Genomic DNA, 17,935 nt, shown 5'->3' with positions numbered 1-17,935 from the left:
GCTGTTCTTCGCGAAAAACAGCGCTGTTCTTCCGGAAGAATAGCGCTAATCTTCCAACTTTATACGGCTCAAGTAGAAAAACGATAAACCTAGCGTACAAACAATCAAAAGGTATTGAGCAAACAATATAAGGTAATATTAACCAGAGATGAAAGGATAAGCACAGTTTTCGTAATAATAATTAGTTTTTAGTGAGAGAAAAGATTGTTTCAGGATAATACATTAATAACCTAAAAGGAATTACATAGAAAAAGATGAAAAAGCTATTTATTTTTGTGGTATCAGCCTGTCTGGCATGTAGTATACAAGCCACTGACCTGTTCAAAACAAGTCAGGACATCAAGTTGCGGGCACCGTCCGTACCCTTAATAACTTCGGACACGTACCTCGCCATCTGGTCGCCCTACAACGAACTGACCGAAGGCAGCACCGAGCACTGGACAGCCGAGGAACATCCGCTGTTGGGGGCACTGCGCGTAGACGGCAAAGTGTACCGCTTTATGGGAAAGGACAAGTTGAACCTGTCCACCATCCTGCCCATGTCGGACAACGAACGTTGGGAAGCCCGTTACACGTTCGACAAACCGGCCGACGGATGGGACAACCTTTCGTTCAACGATTCCGCATGGAGAAAAGGAAAAGCAGCCTTCGGCACCGATGGCGGAAAACGTCTGAGTACGGAGTGGAAAACAAAAGACATCTGGATCCGCCGCGTTTTCGATCTGAACGAAGACCTGACCCAGGAAGCCATCTACCTGCGCTACTCGCACGACGATGTGTTCCAACTCTACCTCAACGGCGAACAATTGGTATCTACCGATTATTCGTGGAAAAACGATGTCACCATCGAACTCACTGCCTCGGCCAGGAAAAAGCTGGTCAAAGGAAAGAATATCATTGCCGCACATTGCGAAAACCGTGCGGGAGGCGCTTATGTTGACTTCGGACTGTACCGCAAGAACAAACAGGAAAGCAACTTCAATACAGCCGCCATCCAGAAATCGGTAGATGTATTGCCCACGCAAACATTCTACACCTTTACCTGCGGTCCGGTAGAATTGGACGTGGTATTCACCGCCCCCCTGTTAATGGAAGATATCGACCTCGTTTCTACCCCCATCAATTACATCTCTTACCGCGTTCGCTCACTCGATAAGAAGCAGCACGATGTACAAATTTACATTGAAACTACCCCGCAACTCACCGTTCACGATCCGCTGCAGCCTACAGTTTCGGAGATGGTGAGCAAAAACGGAATGAACTACATTAAATCCGGCACCATCGATCAGCCTTACACCGTTCGCAAAGGCGATGGCGTGCGCATTGACTGGGGATACGCTTACCTGGCGGCTCCGAACGACCCGAACAAATCGCTCAGCATCGGCAACTTTTATGATATGAAGAAAGAGTTTATCTCCAAAGGGAAACTCCTGCCGGCTTCGCAAAACTACATCAGTCGCAACCTCGAAGGAATGCCCGCACTGGCCTATACAGAGAATCTGGGAACCGTAAACCAAAACGGCAAAGACGGCTTCCTGATGCTGGGCTATGACGATGTTTATGCCATCGAATACTTCTACCAACGCCGCATGGCCTACTGGAAACACAACGGCTCGGTCAGCATTTTCGATGCCTTCGAAAGATACAAAGCAGCCTACCCCTCGCTGATGAGCCGTTGCCGCGCATTCGACAAGCAATTGATGGCCGATGCAGAGAAAGCAGGCGGCAAGGAATATGCCGAACTGTGCGCACTCACCTATCGTCACTCCATCACCGCTCATAAAGTAATTACCGATGATGCCGGAAACATCCTGTTCCTTTCCAAGGAAAATCACAGTAACGGATGCATCAATACGGTAGATTTAACCTACCCTTCGGCACCCTTGTATCTTATTTACAACACCGAGCTGATGAAAGGAATGATGACTTCTATCTTCTACTATAGCGAAAGCGGACGTTGGAACAAACCCTATCCGGCACACGACCTGGGCACCTACCCCATTGCCAACGGTCAACTCTACGGAGAAGATATGCCTGTCGAAGAAGCCGGAAACATGGTGATACTGGCCGCAGCCATATCCCTGATCGAAGGAAATGCCAGCTACGCCGAACAGCACTGGGAAACCCTTTCTACCTGGGCCAACTACCTGCTCGAAAACGGATTGGACCCACAGAATCAGCTCTGTACCGACGACTTCGCCGGACACCTGGCACACAACGCCAACCTATCCATGAAAGCCATTATGGCCATTGCCGGATATGGAGAAATTGCCCGTATGCTTGGCAAGGAAACCATCGCACGCAAATATATAGAAACCGCGCGCAAACTGGCTGTAGAATGGGAAAAGATGGCCAACGACGGCGATCACTACAAGCTCGCATTCGACAAACCGGGCACCTGGAGCCAGAAGTACAACATGATCTGGGACAAGGTCTTCAACTGGAACATCTTCCCGTCGCAAATAGCCGAAACCGAAATAAACTTCTACCTCGGCAAACAGAATAAGTATGGCCTTCCACTCGACTCGCGCGAAGAGTATACCAAATCCGACTGGGTAATCTGGACCGCCTGCCTTGCACCCGATATGGCAACCTTCCGGAAATTCATCGACCCGATGTATACATATGCCAACGAAACGGAATCACGTGTACCCATCAGCGACTGGCACCATACACACACCGCGAAGATGATGAACTTTAAAGCCCGTTCCGTAGTGGGCGGATACTACATGAAGCTACTGATGGATAAAGTGCAAGAAAAGAAATCACCCTTATCTAATTAATAATAGAAAAACCCAAAAGTCTAACTGACTTTTTATTAAAACTTAAACAAATGAGAAAGAGAAACCTTAAAAGAAACAGTTGGCAAGCACTGACCCTGCTTATTTGCATGGCCACCGTGTTCTTTGTGAGCTGCGATGGTTCGGAAACCGTTGAGCCGCCTAAGATGCCTGAAGTGCCGTACAACCCAGCACAACCCGTAGTTATTAAAGACTTCCAGCCCAAAGAAGGAGGGGTAAGAACACAAGTTCTGATTGAAGGCTCTAACTTCGGAACCGATTTATCATTGATTAATGTATACCTAGACGATGTACGTCTGAACGTAATAAGCTCCAGCGGCACACTGATGTATGTAAGCATTCCGCAAGCTACACCCTCAACGCTGGAAACGCCTATCACCGTGCAAATCGGAAAAGAGGCCAACAAGCAGGAAGTGAAAACTACAGAAGAATTTAAATATGTCATAGAACCATACGTTTCTACATTGGCTGGATTCCTTGACAACAGAAACAATTCGCCCGCGAAAGATGGTCTGATAATGCTTCCCGGTGATCCGGATTTCGATGAAAACCTTGCTGCACAGTTCGACCAACCCATGTGGCTTACTTTCGATCAGGATCAAAATCTATACCTTCTGGAAGAAGAAAAAGGATTGAGATTTATAGATAAAGACCACACCTCGGTAGTGACCAAACATGACAATGCCGGCATGCGTCTTCGTACCATTGCATTCGCTAACGATTTCCAATCAATGCTGATCGCCACAGATAGAGGCAGTTGGGATGATTATGCCGCAGTAAGATTAACTGCCGCCAGAGGCTTTACAGATTGGGAACGTGCTATTAATGGCAAACAATGCAATGGAGGCGCTTACCATCCGCAAGACAATATCTATTTCTTTAATAGTTTCGAAGATGGTATTGTATTCAAATGGAGTGGTAGTTCAAACCCGCTGGATGCCAGACAGAATTCTAAGCAACTCTTCAAAATACAAGACCGCGATTGGGAATTCAACATTCAGTTTCATCCTAGTGGAGACTTTGCATATATTGTCGTAATAAATCAGCATTATATTCTTAAATCTTATTATAACCGGGCCACACAAGAATTGGAAGCACCGGTAATCTTTGCCGGATATCCAAGGTCAGCCGGTCATAATGATGGTGTAGCCACTGCTGCCCGTTTCGATCGTCCTTATCAAGGTGCATTTGATGAAGAAGGCAACTTCTACGTATGCGATGCCGAGAATCATTGCATCCGGAAAATTACACCTAATGGTATCGTTAGCACCTTTGCAGGAAGAGCAAGAAACTCCGGCTATGCCGATGGTCCGGTAAGCGACGCACAATTCCATAGACCCAATGGTATTGCTTACGACTCGGAAAACAAAATATTTTATGTAGCCGACCGTGACAATAAGCGTATTCGTATGATAAATATGCCTAAATAATAATCTAGTAGTATGAAGAAACAAATATATATACTGTTACTTTTTCTGTTGTGCGCAGCAGGAATATCTGCTCAACAAACAGTAACTGTTACAGGTACTGTTACAGATGAGACAAATGAAACATTAATCGGTGTTACTGTTTCTGTTAAAGACCAGGTAGGCAATGGTAGCATTACAGACCTCGACGGTAAATTCTCGCTCAAAGTACGCCCCTACAGCACACTGATTTTCAGCTATGTAGGATACGAAAAGCAGGAAATAAACATTGGCGACAAGAAAGTTGTCAATGTAGTGATGAAAGGCGAAAACATATTAGACGAGGTAGTAATTACAGCTGCCGGATCTCAACGCAAAATTTCCTCTACAGGAGCGCTCACCACAGTAGATGTAAAACAACTGAGGAATGTATCGTCTTCCAATCTGTCCAACTCGCTGGCAGGTAACGTAGCAGGGGTAATTGCCCGTCAATCATCAGGAGAACCGGGGCAGAACACCTCAGAATTCTGGATTCGCGGTATCTCTACCTTCGGTGCAAACCAAAGTGCGTTGGTACTGGTTGATGGATTTGAACGCGATTTCAACGAAATCAACATCGAAGATATCGAATCGTTTACCGTATTGAAAGATGCTTCGGCCACTGCCATTTATGGATCAAGAGGTGCAAACGGGGTTGTATTGATTACTACCAAAAGAGGAGACGCCGGTAAGATCAACATCAATGCTAAAGTAGAATACAGCTACAATACCCGTACCCGTACTCCCGACTTTGTAGACGGACTCACGTATGCCAATATGGTGAATGAAGCGTTGAGAACCCGAAATCAGGAACCGCTATATACACCACAGGAACTTGATATCATTAAATATCAATTAGACCCCGATCTGTATCCGAACGTAGATTGGATGGATGTATTGTTGCGCGATGGCGCCAGCACGTACAGAGCTTCTCTTAATTTCGACGGTGGTGGGTCAACAGCACGCTACTTCGTGTCTGCCAGTTATGTGAATGAGGGAGGTATGTATAATACGGACAAAGCAATGAAAGACTATAAAACCAATTCCGGTTTAGAGCGTTGGAATTATAGAACTAACTTTGACCTGGACCTGACTAAGACTACATTGGTAAGCATTGGTGTTTCCGGATATCTGCAAACGCAAAACAGCCCGGGATTAGGAGGAGACATCTGGCATTCTGTCGTAGGACAAAACCCAATCTCTATTCCACTGATGTATTCTGACGGTCGTGTGCCGGCTTATGGTACAGGAAATCAAACCAACCCATGGGTATTGGCTACTCAAACCGGATTTGAAGAAAAATCAAAAAATGTATCGCAGGTCAATGCTACGGTAAAACAAGACCTGAAGTTCATCACCGAAGGTCTGCGCTTCGAAGGTCGTATTGGTTTGGACAATACAAGTAATAATAAAACTGCCAGAAAAAGGTGGCCCGAACAATGGAGAGCCGAACGCAGAAGAGACCTTGATGGTAATCTGGTCATGACTCGTGTTTCCGAAGAAAGGTTGATGTTTCAGGAAACCGAGAGCGATTCGGAACGTATTTTCAATATGGAACTGGAAACACATTACAACCGTCTGTTTAATGGTAAACACCGTGTGGGTGGTATGGTAAAGTATCTTCAAAGCGAGAAAACCGTAACTATAACACGTCCTTACCACATCGCAAATGTTGGCCATGATGGGCACACAGATCATGACAAACATGTTTGGGACGAAAGTGAATTAGACTTCCTGATCCGCGGGATGCCTAAACGTAATATGGGATTATCCGGTCGTGCAACTTATGGATACATGGACCGTTATATGGTTGAATTCAATTTTGGATACACCGGATCTGAAAACTTCAAGAAAGGACATCAATTCGGTTTCTTCCCCGCTGTTTCTTTAGCATGGAACATTGCCGAAGAGAATTTCGTAAAAAAAGCATTGCCTTGGCTCACTATGGCAAAGGTACGCTATTCGTATGGTGAAGTAGGTAACGATCAGATAAGGAAGGACAACAAAGATGTAAGATTCCCATACATGAGTATAATTGGTAGTGGCGATGGTTATGATTTCGCTGATTATGGACAAAGCTATAACATCAATGGGCTTCAAATGACTACGGTAGCAGCCAATAACCTAACTTGGGAGGTAGCAAAAAAACACAATATCGGTCTTGATCTGAATATACTCAACAACCGTTTCTCGGCAAGTATTGATGTTTATAAAGATACACGCGAAGATATCTTTATGCAAAGACAAAATCTACCCTCTATGGTAGGAGGAGTGGGACAGCCCTGGGCCAATGTAGGTAAGATGGAAAGCAAGGGGTTTGACGGTAATTTCGCATACAACCAACAGTTTGGAGAGTTTAACGTTACCCTACGTGGAAATATGACTTACACCAAGAATGAAGTTATTGAATTTGACGAGAAAGCCAGTGCGCTACCCTATCAAATGACACAGGGATATCGCTATAATCAGGTGAAAGGATTGATTGCTTTAGGACTTTTTGAAGATTACGATGACATCCGCAACAGCCCCCGCCAGGATTTTGGAGATTATATGCCGGGAGATATTAAGTATAAGGATGTAAATGGAGATGGTATTATTAATGATGACGATAGAGTAGCCATCGGTTCCACCTCTGTTCCTAACCTGATTTATGGACTTGGTCTTTCAGTACAATGGAGGGATTTTGATTTCAATATTCACTTCCAGGGAGCCGGAAAGTCGTCAAAAATGATCGACGGTTCCAGCGTATATCCATTCAAAGACGGAAGTTGGGGTAATATATTCACTGACGTAGCTAACCAAAGTGACCGCTGGATTTCCAGTGAAATTTCAGGCACTACAGCGACAGAAAACATTAATGCCAAGTACCCGCGTTTGAGCTACGGAGGAAATGAAAATAACTACCGCGCATCTACGTTCTGGTTGAGAGACGGCAAATACGTCAGACTGAAAACATTGGAAATAGGATACAACGTACCCAAAAAAGTGTTGTCGAAAGTATTCCTGTCGAATGCCCGTATCTTCTTCCTGGGAAACAACCTGTTTCTGTGGGATAGTTTAAAGTTATGGGACCCGGAATTGGATACAAGCAATGGACAAAAATATCCATTAAACAAAAGCTTTACTCTTGGTTTAACAATGAACTTCTAATTGTGAACTCAAAAAAAGAAATATATGAAAAACTTAATACATACATTGATAATTGGATGTGCTTTAGTGATGAGCCTTTCTTCCTGTTCCGATTATCTGGACGTGGAATATATCTTTAAAGACCAGCTCAGTATAGATACCGTATTTAGCCGGAAAGATTATTCAGAGCAATGGCTTGCAAATGTATATGCCCGCCTATCGGACGGAGAAAACGTAATCGTGGCCAGTAAAGGACATCAGCCCTTCAACTTTCTTGCCGACGACATGTACTACGGTGACAGAGATAACGGATATGAATTTTTCAAGAACTGTAAGTATGGTGAAGGCGACAAACAAGGCAGCTGGGGAAGCTGTTACAGAGGCATTCGCGATGCTTCTACCTATATACACAATATAGACAAGAACAGAGAAATCTCTGCGCAAGAAATCTCCATTACTAAAGCAGAAGCGCGGTTCCTCAGAGCTTACTTCTACTGGTTATTACTTAGAAAATATGGTCCTATTCCGTTGCTGCCGGATGAAGGTATGGATCATACACAAGAATATGCAGATTTGGCCACGCCCCGAAGCACGTATATAGAATGTACGGAATACATTGCAAGCGAAATGGCATTGGCTGCTAAAGACCTGAGACTTGACCCAGTAAGCAATAGAGAAATAACCCGTGCCACGAAAGGTGCTGCACTTGCCGTAAGAGCCAGAGTTTATCTCTATGCTGCCAGCCCTCTATTCAACGGTAATACCGATAGTTGGGCACAACATCTGGTAGATAATAACGGTAAGAAATTATTGTCGGAACAAAGAGATGAAGAAATGTGGGCTAAAGCCGCAGCCGCAGCCAAAGAGGTTATTGATCTGAATAAGTACAAACTGCATACAGCCGACTTCAGAGAAAATGATTCGTCTACCGATCCTAATAGGGATGCATATCCTAAAACTATAAAGCCTCCTTATCATCCGGTATACTCGGAAAATGATTTTCCTAATGGATGGAAAAACATAGACCCATTCGAATCATATAGAGAGGTCTTTAATGGACAGCTCAGAGCCGAAGCCAATGAAGAATTAATCTTTACCAGAGGTAGAAATCAGAGTACGGAAGGAATAAAAACAATGGTACTGCATCAGATGCCTCGCTCGTTGAATGGTTGGAATACGCATGGTGTAACCTTGAAACATGCCAATACATATTACATGAATGATGGTAGCGACTTTTATGCCTATGGAAAAGAAGACCCTAATGATGGAAGACCAGTTTTTGGTTATACCGATAAAGCCGAAGTAGATGCAGGTACATGTCGTCCGCTGCATGCCAACGTATCTAAAGAATATCTGGGCAGAGAACCTCGTTTTTATGCTTCTATTGCCTATAACGGAAGTGTTTGGGAAGTATTGGAATCTCCGGAAAATCAGAACAAACGCTATAGCCAGATATTCTACAATAGAGGCTCGCAGGATGGACGCCTGTCTACCGCTCCTGGTTTTTACCTGAGAACAGGATTAGGCGTGAAAAAGTTCTATCACCCGGAAGACTACTTTTATGGTACAAATGTTGATACCTTTTGGGGAAGGGAAAAACCGGACATTGACATCAGATATGCAGAGATATTACTTATATATGTAGAAGCATTGAATGAATTGGGTAAATCATACACTATACCCGATTATCTAGGTCAAAGTACAATCACTGTCAGCAGAGATCCCGCAGAAATGAGTAAGTATATGAGCCAAATCCGTTTCCGTGGAGGAGTGCCCGATTTCGGAACAGATGTATATGGTGATTATAACAAATTCCTCAAAGCACTGAAAAGAGAAAGACAGATTGAGCTTTTTGCCGAAACACACCGTTACTACGACCTCAGACGTTGGAAAGATGCCCCGGAAGAAGAATCGATGGCAGTATGGGGATGTAACATGAATGCCGCTATGGATCAGGCGGATTTATTCCACAGACCTATACGCGTACCTTCATTACCCAATGTATTTGTAGAGAAGATGTATTTATGGCCTATTGATCATGAAGAATTACGCCGGAACAGTAAACTGACTCAAAATCCGGGATGGACATATTACAATTAAGCAATCAAATTAAATAAAAATAGATTATGAAAGTAATATATAAATGGGCAATTGCCTTAAGCTGCATCTTTATGTGGACGGGATGTAACGATGAATGGACAGATGAGCAATATGAAAACTACATCTCTTTCGTTAACCCCGGAGTAACCCAGGTTTATCTTAAATATGATAGAGCGAATGGCGAAAAGGAATATGATATTCCTATTCAAGTCAGCGGATCGACGATGCCGGGAAAAGATGTCAATGTAACGGTAGCTTTGGACCCGGATACAGTGGCAGGTTATAACCGCGACAATTTCCGTTCAAGAACAGACCTTTATTATAAGCAACTGGAACCTCAGTATTATGCATTCGACAAAATGTCGACTGTAATTAAGTCCGGTGAATCAGAAGCTTTCCTGAAAGTGAATTATTCATTCCTGGGCTTGGATAATTACGACAATTATTTCCTGGCACTGACGATTGATCCTTCATCCGATTTACAGCCTAACCCCCGGAAGCATTACAAGAAAACGTTGATGCACATCAACTTGTTCAATGACTTTTCGGGTAAATACAATGTCTCATCAGAGCTCATTGAATACAACCCGGATGGGAGTGAACGATCGGAAAAGATTAAAGTTGAAACCCGCAATTCCTGGGTTGTTGATGAGAATACAATTTTCTTCTATGCCGGTTTAGTCGACGAACAGGCATTGGATCGAAAAGATTACAGAGTCTTTATCAAATTCATTCCGTCGGAAGAAGGAGCTCAGGATGGTACAATGGAATTCACCGCCGAGAATCCGGACATTAAATTCGAATATACTCCGGAAAAATGTTCATACTCCATTGCAGAAGTAATGGACCCATTGAAGCCATATCTGAAAAGAAGGTATCTTACAGCAAATATGAGCTATACTTATCATGACATTACAAACCCGGATTATCTTATCAAGTATAAATATGAAGGTCCGATGATCATGGAACGTGTACTGAATATCCTGAAACCTGAGGAAGATCAGATTGAATGGAATTAATTATTTGATTTTAAAGGGTGGCAATTCAAATCAATTGCCGCCCTTTATTTTACCTTTTCATAACCCGTTGAGTTATGCGCACAACTCAATGAGTTATTTCAATAACTCAATGCATTATGAGAATAACTCAATGCATTATTTCTGGTCAACATATTCCTTAGGAAGCATGCCAAACTGAGTTTTGAAACACTTTGCAAAATAAGAAGAAGAACTAAAGCCAACCTTTTCATATACTTCGGAAATGCCCATGCCCTGCTTCAATAATTCGGCAGCTTTATTCAAGCGTATCACTTTCAGATAATCGTTCGGCGGCATTCCTGTCAGTGCCTTGATCTTGCGATAAAAGCTCGAACGGCTCATATTTAAGATCTCAGCCAAACTATCAACAGAGAAATTCTCATCCGAAAGTTGCTCTTCTACAGCCTGTTTAATCTCTATCATCAACTCACGGTCCTTCTGAGATACCACTCCCTGCAATTCAACTTTATTTTCGCCCGACAAATTGATCATTACCCTATGATAAGCCAATCGCAGTTTCAATAAATTCTCTATTTGTCCACGTAATTGTTTGATAGAGAACGGTTTTTCCACATAAGCATCCGCACCACATTCAAAAGCCTCGGTTTTTGCTTCTATATTCGTTTTCGCAGTAAGCAAAACGATCGGAATATGGGAGTAAAGAATATCTTCCTTTATCCGGCTACAAAGTTCCAGCCCATCCATGTCTGGCATCATGATGTCACTCACGATTACATCCGGACTTTCTCCGGACAATATCTCCAACGCCTCCTTTCCATTATGCGCTTTAAGTATATGGAACCATTCATTCAGAGACTCGGATGTAAGATTCAAAAGATCAATGTTATCCTCAACCAACAGCACGGTAAACTTTCGCTTTTGCAAGTCAAAATGTTCCGTTTCCCCCTCTTCGGATATATCCCGAATAAGTTCTTCTGATATCATTGTTTCTTTCTGAATATCCTCCACGTTCCCCACAGGCAACGAAAGCACAAAAGTTGAACCGCCCCATGCGTTATCTTCCATACTCAACGCACCGTTTAAACTCTCCACCAGATTCTTCGAGAATGCCAATCCGATACCAGTACCCGCCTGGGCAGATTTACGATCCTGAACCTGATAAAACGGCTCAAATATTTTATCTCTCTCCGGAAGCGGTATACCCGGACCATCATCGCTTACTACGATACCGAAAACCTCACCCGACAAGTACAGCTTTACTTCTATGCGCGAACGGGCATACTTAATCGCATTGCTGATCAGATTAACCAGTATTTTACTTATTTTATCCCTATCCGTAACTGTTACAACATCTTCTTCGGGAAGCTGAAAAGTCAACGCTATACCTTTCAACTCGGCAGAAGCAATAAACTGTTGGCAAATATATTCCGTCAACTGCTTTACATTACACTTATTGAGATTCTGGTTATACATACCACTCTCCATTTTCTGGAAGTCCAGTAACTGATTGGTTATGCCCAGCAGATAATTCACATTCTTATCTATAACAGATAGGTATTTCGAATCTGATTCTTCCTGCAATTTCTCGAGAGGCAACTTGATCAGGCTTAAAGGAGTACGTATTTCATGTACCAGATTAATAAAGAAATTGATCTTTGATTCATAGATTTCCTTCTCCTTTACTGCCTGAAAATCTTCCATCCGCCTTTTATACTTCAATTTGATATACTTGTTCCATCTCCACGCCAGATAAGCAACCAATCCGAGAATGAAAGCGATATAAATAAGATAGGCTATGGTACTCCTCCACCAGGGGGGAATAATGATAATGGTTAGCGTAGCACTTTTATCATTCCACACCCCATCGTTATTCGAACCGCGAACCTCAAACTTATACTCACCCGGGGGCAAATCGGTATAGAAAGCCGTAGATACTTCCGTGTCATGAATCCAGTCTTTATCTATTCCATGCAGAATATACGAATACCGGTTGTTTGTAGGAGCTTCATAACTAAGGGAAGCAAAATTAAGCGAAAAGCTATTGTGCTGATAGGGTATGGCGATTTGAGGAACCATATAAACCGGAGCATCAAATTGCAGAATATCCCTTTTCGTAAGATGCTCGTCCAGATGCGGAAAGTTTATATCGGTGATGTAAACAGGAGGTATATACGTATTATCGGTAAACGTTCTGGGAGCAAATATATTGAAACCATTGATACCGCCAAAAAACAAATACCCGTCCGATGATTTAAGTGAAGAACGGAAATTAAACTGGTTACTTTGCAATCCGTCATTGACCGTAAACTTCCGGGGGTTACGCTTACTCATTGGATTAACCCTAACGAGTCCGGCATTATTCGATATCCAGAAATCCCCGCCCGTATCTTCTTCGATAGCATAAATAACTTTATTGGAGATAAGGTTATTGCCGGGATCGAAGTCTATAAAAGATTCCGTCTCCCTGTCGAACGAGCACAGCCCCCGCCCATCGGTTCCGAACCACATCGTTCCCCGCGAATCTTCAAACAACGTAATAATAGAGTTCGAGATGATAGAAGAACTATCGCCGGCAATATGGTGGAAATGTTTCCACTCGCCATTACTTATATTCAAACGGAATACACCACTGTTTGAAGTCCCGATCCATAAGTAGCCGTACATATCTTCGTAGATATCCACCACAGACACCATCATACCTACGGCAATAACTATGATGAAATTATCATGATTTCTATCGTAGCGGCATAGCCCCCAACTCGTTCCTACGTATATGTCTCCATTCTTTGTTTTATAAACCGACAATACATCATCACCGCAAATAGAATTTGGCATATCCTGAGAATGCACATACCTTTTTACCTTCCGGGTAAGCATATTCATTACGAACAACCCATTACCCGAAGTCCCTATCCACATCTGGTCGTCATCCATCATTAACGACCGCACATCATAATGCTTTTTATCAATGGTTCCATCCATAGGATGATACAGGACTTTCTTTGATTCCTTATTAAAAGAGCACAACCCTCTGCGTGTTCCTATCCAGATCGTACCGGAAGCATCTTCACAAAACGGGCCGATAACCTTTCCGGAGCCGATGGCCTCTTTCGCATTATTAGAAGCAAAGTGATAAAATTGCTTGGTCGATTTGGCGATATAGTTCGCCCCTCCCAGATTGGTTAATATCCAGATTCCACCTTCTGCATCTTTCATCATGGCATTGACGGTCTGATCGCTCATGCGTTCTATTCCTAAAGGATCGTCTAAGCGTTCGGCAGATTTGTTCTTATAATCGAAAAGATACAACCCGTCGTCACTCCCCACCAGAATCCTTGTCGAATCGTACTCCATAATACATTGCACGTTCTCTACGCCAGATGTTGAAACCGTAAAATGTTCTTTCGCTTTCTCCTCTTTATTAAACCGGAGTATCTGATTGCTTGCCATACCCACCCAAACATCTTCGCCGAGAGCGAATAAACAGTTAATCTTATAATCATCATTATCGATCATCCCCGGTTTTAGCCGATAGCTCTCTAACAATACCCCCTCTTCATTAAAACAAAACAGCCCTTGCTGTAAAGAAGCAATATATATATCGCCGGATTGGTCCTGGCAAATGTCGCAAACAAACGTAGTGTACAAACTGTTTTGTTTCAATTGCCGGGTAGACGGATCATAAACAAAGAAGCCCTGCCCCATCGTAGTAATCCAAAGTAATCCATTGCGCGACCTTATTATTTTTTTTATACTGCTACTGATGGTTACGCCATATTCCGTTTGTACATCAAAATAGGTAAAGCGTTCTGTGTCCCTCTCGTATAGATATAATCCGGAGTTTGTTCCGACTAAAATATTATGATCTTCCAACTCGAACAGCGATTGGATATAATTATTCTCTATAGAAAACGGATTATTCAGTTCATTCTTATATACTTTATTTTCCTGGCCATTATAACAGTTCAAACCATCGCTTGTGCCAAACCATATAAAGCCATAGCTATCTTGTATGGAACACCATACGGTATTGTGCGATAATCCATCTTCTATCTGATAAGATTTAAAAGATATAAAAGAAGAGCCTTGTATCTGTTGGGGATAAAGTGTGGAGAGTAAAATGAATAATATGACTATTATTACTTGCCCCTGCCTATTTAATTGGATCATAAACGGCATATTGTATCTAGATTCTGGTTTAACGGATAGATTGCGAAGATACTAAAAAGCGACTATATATAAAAAGAATAGCTCTTCGAAATTCAAGAAATTTCAAAGAGCTATTATGATATGAGTTTAATGTTTTATCCCAGGAATGAAATCAACACCCCTGCCGCTACCGCCGAACCAATAACACCCGAAATGTTACTAGCCATGCAATACTGCAATACGTGATTCTTTGAATCATATTTCAAAGCAATTTCATTCGCCACACGGCTTGCCATAGGCACAGCACTCAACCCGGTTGCACCAATCAACGGATTGATCTTCTTCTTTGTGAACAGGTTGAATAGTTTCACTAACAGAATACCACCCATAATAGATAATGCAAATGCAAGGAACCCACCAACCACGATACCGATAGTTGTCCAGTTCAGAAACGCATCAGTAGTCATGGTAGCTCCAACACATAGTCCCAGGAAAATAGTTGCAGCATTCATGATACTATTGGAGGCAGCATCGAACAAGCGGAAGGTATTGGCACCGATTTCTTTCACCAGGTTACCGAACATCAACATACCAATCAATGGCACCGCACTAGGAACGAACAGTGCAACAACCGTAGTTACAGCGATAGGGAAGATAATCTTCAGTACACGCATGTTCCGTATATCGGTTTTCGAAGGATGGGCTTTTTCCTGTTCCTTCATATTGATCATAAGTTCCTTCTTGGAACAGAAGATTCGCACGACCAATGGAATAATAACCGGTACAAGCGCCATATACGAATAGGCTGCAATAGCAATAGGACCTAACAAATGTGGGGCCAGTTTAATGGTAGTAAAGATTGCCGTCGGGCCATCCGCACCGCCAATAATACCAAGCGAAGCTGCTTCCTGTGGTGTGAATCCCATCAGGATAGCCACCAACAGTACGGTAAAGATACCCAACTGGGCAGCAGCACCGAAGATAGAAAGACGCAGGTTGCGAAGCATCGGACCAAAATCGGTCAACGCACCAACGCCCATAAAAATGATTGGAGGAAGGAATCCGGTCTTTATCAACATGTAATAAAGGAAGTTCATGATACCCATTTCATGCGCAATATCATGTAAGGGCATCTCCCAGATATTCTTCATTACACCGTTTATTAATACCATACCGTTTTCGTCGGCCTGGGTAATTCCCATTTCCCCGCCGGGGAAATTGGCCAGCAACACGCCGAAAGCAATAGGCACAAGCAGTAATGGCTCGTATTGCTTTTTAATTCCTAAATAAAGTAGAATAAAAGCAATGAGATACATTACCAGGAACTGCGGTTCGGCAATTATATTGCTGAAAGCAGTCATATCATATAATCTTTCAAATATATCCCCCATTACTGTATCTTCATTAATACGTCATCTTCTGAAACTGTGTCTCCCGGGTTGGCCAAGATGGCGGTTACCGTTCCACCGAACTCAGCACGGATGGCATTGTAAGTTTTCATTGCTTCAACATAGCAAAGCAAATCGCCTTCATTCACTACATCACCTACTTTAAGCGGTGTTTCGGATGTATCTTTAGTAAGGAAGAATTTTCCTTCCAACGGAGAAATAACATCTTTTCCTTCGCCTGTAGGTGCCGAGGCGGTACTACCAGGTGCCGGAAGTTCAGCTTCACCATAAGCCACGGTTACACGGTACGATTGTCCGTCAACCTGTACAGTCAGCGTTTTAGGCTTAGCATCTTCTTCAGGCGCTTTATTTTTTTCGGCTTTCTTCTTCGCAATATCGGCCAGGAAGTCTTCTTTCGCTTTTCCGCTCTTGTAAGCCTCGTATTGTGCCGGGTGCATGGCATATTCGAAGAGTTCCTCGTCGTCCTGGCCAAGTTCCCATTTATTTTCTTTCATCAGCTTACGATACTTGTCGAGCGAGTCCGGATAGTTTTCCTGTGGGTCGCCATCGAAGAATTTGCGTCCTTCGCGTTCGGCTTTTTCAATGATTTCAGGAGCCAGTGTGCCCGGCAGACGTCCGGCTTTACCCAGGATCATATCCCAGATATCATCGGCAATCATTCCCCAACGGTCTTTACCTTTCTCCATAGCGATAACGTTCATCATCGCCAGGTTCTTTACGTACTGGCTGAACGGCGTTACCAATGGAGGATAACCCACACGAGGCCATACATAAGCCACTTCGTCGAAGAGTTTGATCAGCAGTTGGTCCTGTGTCATGAACGGCAGGTTGCGTTTCGCTTTATATTTGTTGATCGACTCCAGATTGGTTTCAAGGTCGGCCATAAGGCTACCCATCATACCGCCCGGAAGTCCCGGAGCAATAAGCAATGAGTTCATCAAACGGTTTTTCGGGCTGATATACAATCCGAGGAAGTCGTCCATAAATTCCTGAACCATGCCGCGCACCTTCATATAGGCTTCCATGTTGATTTCAGGAACCTGATAGCCCGCATCTTTCAACATGGCTTGCACGCTGATAAGGTCGGCATGACCCGTTCCCCAAGAAAGTGGTTCCATACCTACGTCGATATAGTCGCAACCGGCGTTACAAACTTCAAGGATAGTAGCCATATTGAAGCCTGGTCCTGCATGGCTATGGTATTGGATTGGAATTTCCGGATGTGCTTTCTTGATATTTGCCACGATTTTCCCTAAAGAAACCGGGCGACCGATACCTGCCATGTCTTTGATACAGATTTCGTCCGCCCCCGCTGCGATAAGCTCCAACGCCATGTTGGTATAGTACTCTACTGTGTGGATGGGCGAATGCGTGATTGAAAGTGCACATTGCGAAATCATGCCGGCATCTTTGGCATATTTAATGGAAGGAATGATGTTACGAACATCGTTCAGTCCGCAGAATGTACGGGTAATATCTGTACCTTGTGCCTTCTTTACTTTATAGAATAGCTTACGCACATCGGCAGGAACGGGACTCATACGCAGGCCGTTCAACGCACGGTCGAGCATGTGTGTTTGGATGCCTGCTTCATGGAATGGTTTTGTCCAGTCGCGTACAGCTTTATTCGGGTTTTCGCCAAACAATAAATTTACTTGTTCAAAGCCTCCGCCATTGGTTTCTACACGGGCAAAGCAGCCCATTTCAATGATAGCCGGAGCAACTTTTACGAGCTGGTCTACACGAGGAACATATTTACCGGCAGATTGCCACATGTCCCTGAATACCAAGCTGAATTTTACTTCTCTTTTCATGTTTTGAGTTATGAGTTATGAGTTATGAGTTGGGAGTTTTGAGTTGGGAGTTTTGAGTGGTGAGTTGTGAGTTGGGAGTCTGGATAGAAC

Annotated in this window: 8 protein-coding genes; 5 read left to right on the top strand and 3 right to left on the bottom strand. The window is 43.3% G+C overall.

Annotated features, from left to right (window positions below; translation table 11 throughout):
- Positions 1–254: 254 nt before the first annotated feature.
- Genes D0T87_RS12540 through D0T87_RS12520 form a run of 5 tightly spaced genes read left to right on the top strand, consistent with a single transcriptional unit; the run spans position 255 to position 10,494 of the window.
- Entirely contained in the window at positions 255–2,783 is a 2,529-nt protein-coding gene (locus D0T87_RS12540) for a glutaminase domain-containing protein (protein ID WP_163175475.1), read from the top strand.
- Positions 2,784–2,833: 50 nt separating this feature from the next.
- Entirely contained in the window at positions 2,834–4,231 is a 1,398-nt protein-coding gene (locus tag D0T87_RS12535) for an IPT/TIG domain-containing protein (RefSeq protein WP_163175515.1), read from the top strand.
- Positions 4,232–4,243: 12 nt separating this feature from the next.
- Positions 4,244–7,396, top strand: a complete 3,153-nt coding sequence (locus tag D0T87_RS12530) for a TonB-dependent receptor (RefSeq protein ID WP_163175474.1) — start codon at positions 4,244–4,246, stop codon at positions 7,394–7,396.
- 24 nt (positions 7,397–7,420) lie between these two features.
- Positions 7,421–9,475: a RagB/SusD family nutrient uptake outer membrane protein gene (locus D0T87_RS12525; protein ID WP_163175473.1), complete on the top strand. Its 2,055-nt coding sequence runs from the start codon at positions 7,421–7,423 to the stop codon at positions 9,473–9,475.
- Positions 9,476–9,501: 26 nt separating this feature from the next.
- Complete coding sequence (locus tag D0T87_RS12520; RefSeq protein ID WP_163175472.1) at positions 9,502–10,494, top strand: DUF4973 domain-containing protein; 993 nt, start codon at positions 9,502–9,504, stop codon at positions 10,492–10,494.
- A 135-nt stretch (positions 10,495–10,629) separates the two neighbouring features.
- On the opposite strand, the gene D0T87_RS12515 is transcribed toward D0T87_RS12520, so the two are convergent.
- The 3 genes from D0T87_RS12515 to D0T87_RS12505 form a co-directional block, all read right to left on the bottom strand.
- Positions 10,630–14,643, bottom strand: coding sequence for a two-component regulator propeller domain-containing protein (locus D0T87_RS12515; RefSeq protein WP_163175471.1), 4,014 nt, complete (start codon positions 14,641–14,643; stop codon positions 10,630–10,632).
- 134 nt (positions 14,644–14,777) lie between these two features.
- Complete coding sequence (locus D0T87_RS12510) at positions 14,778–16,013, bottom strand: sodium ion-translocating decarboxylase subunit beta (RefSeq protein ID WP_163175470.1); 1,236 nt, start codon at positions 16,011–16,013, stop codon at positions 14,778–14,780.
- On the bottom strand, positions 16,013–17,845 hold the full coding sequence (locus D0T87_RS12505; protein WP_163175469.1) for a biotin/lipoyl-containing protein: 1,833 nt from the start codon (positions 17,843–17,845) through the stop codon (positions 16,013–16,015). Before D0T87_RS12505 ends, D0T87_RS12510 begins: the two co-directional genes overlap by 1 nt.
- Positions 17,846–17,935 lie beyond the last annotated feature (90 nt).

Origin of the sequence: Bacteroides sp. 51 (assembly GCF_010500965.1) — a bacterium.
Classification (GTDB): Bacteria; Bacteroidota; Bacteroidia; order Bacteroidales; family Bacteroidaceae; genus Bacteroides.
Note: the sequence above shows the minus strand (reverse complement) of the source record. Positions and strands in the feature narration are given on the sequence as shown.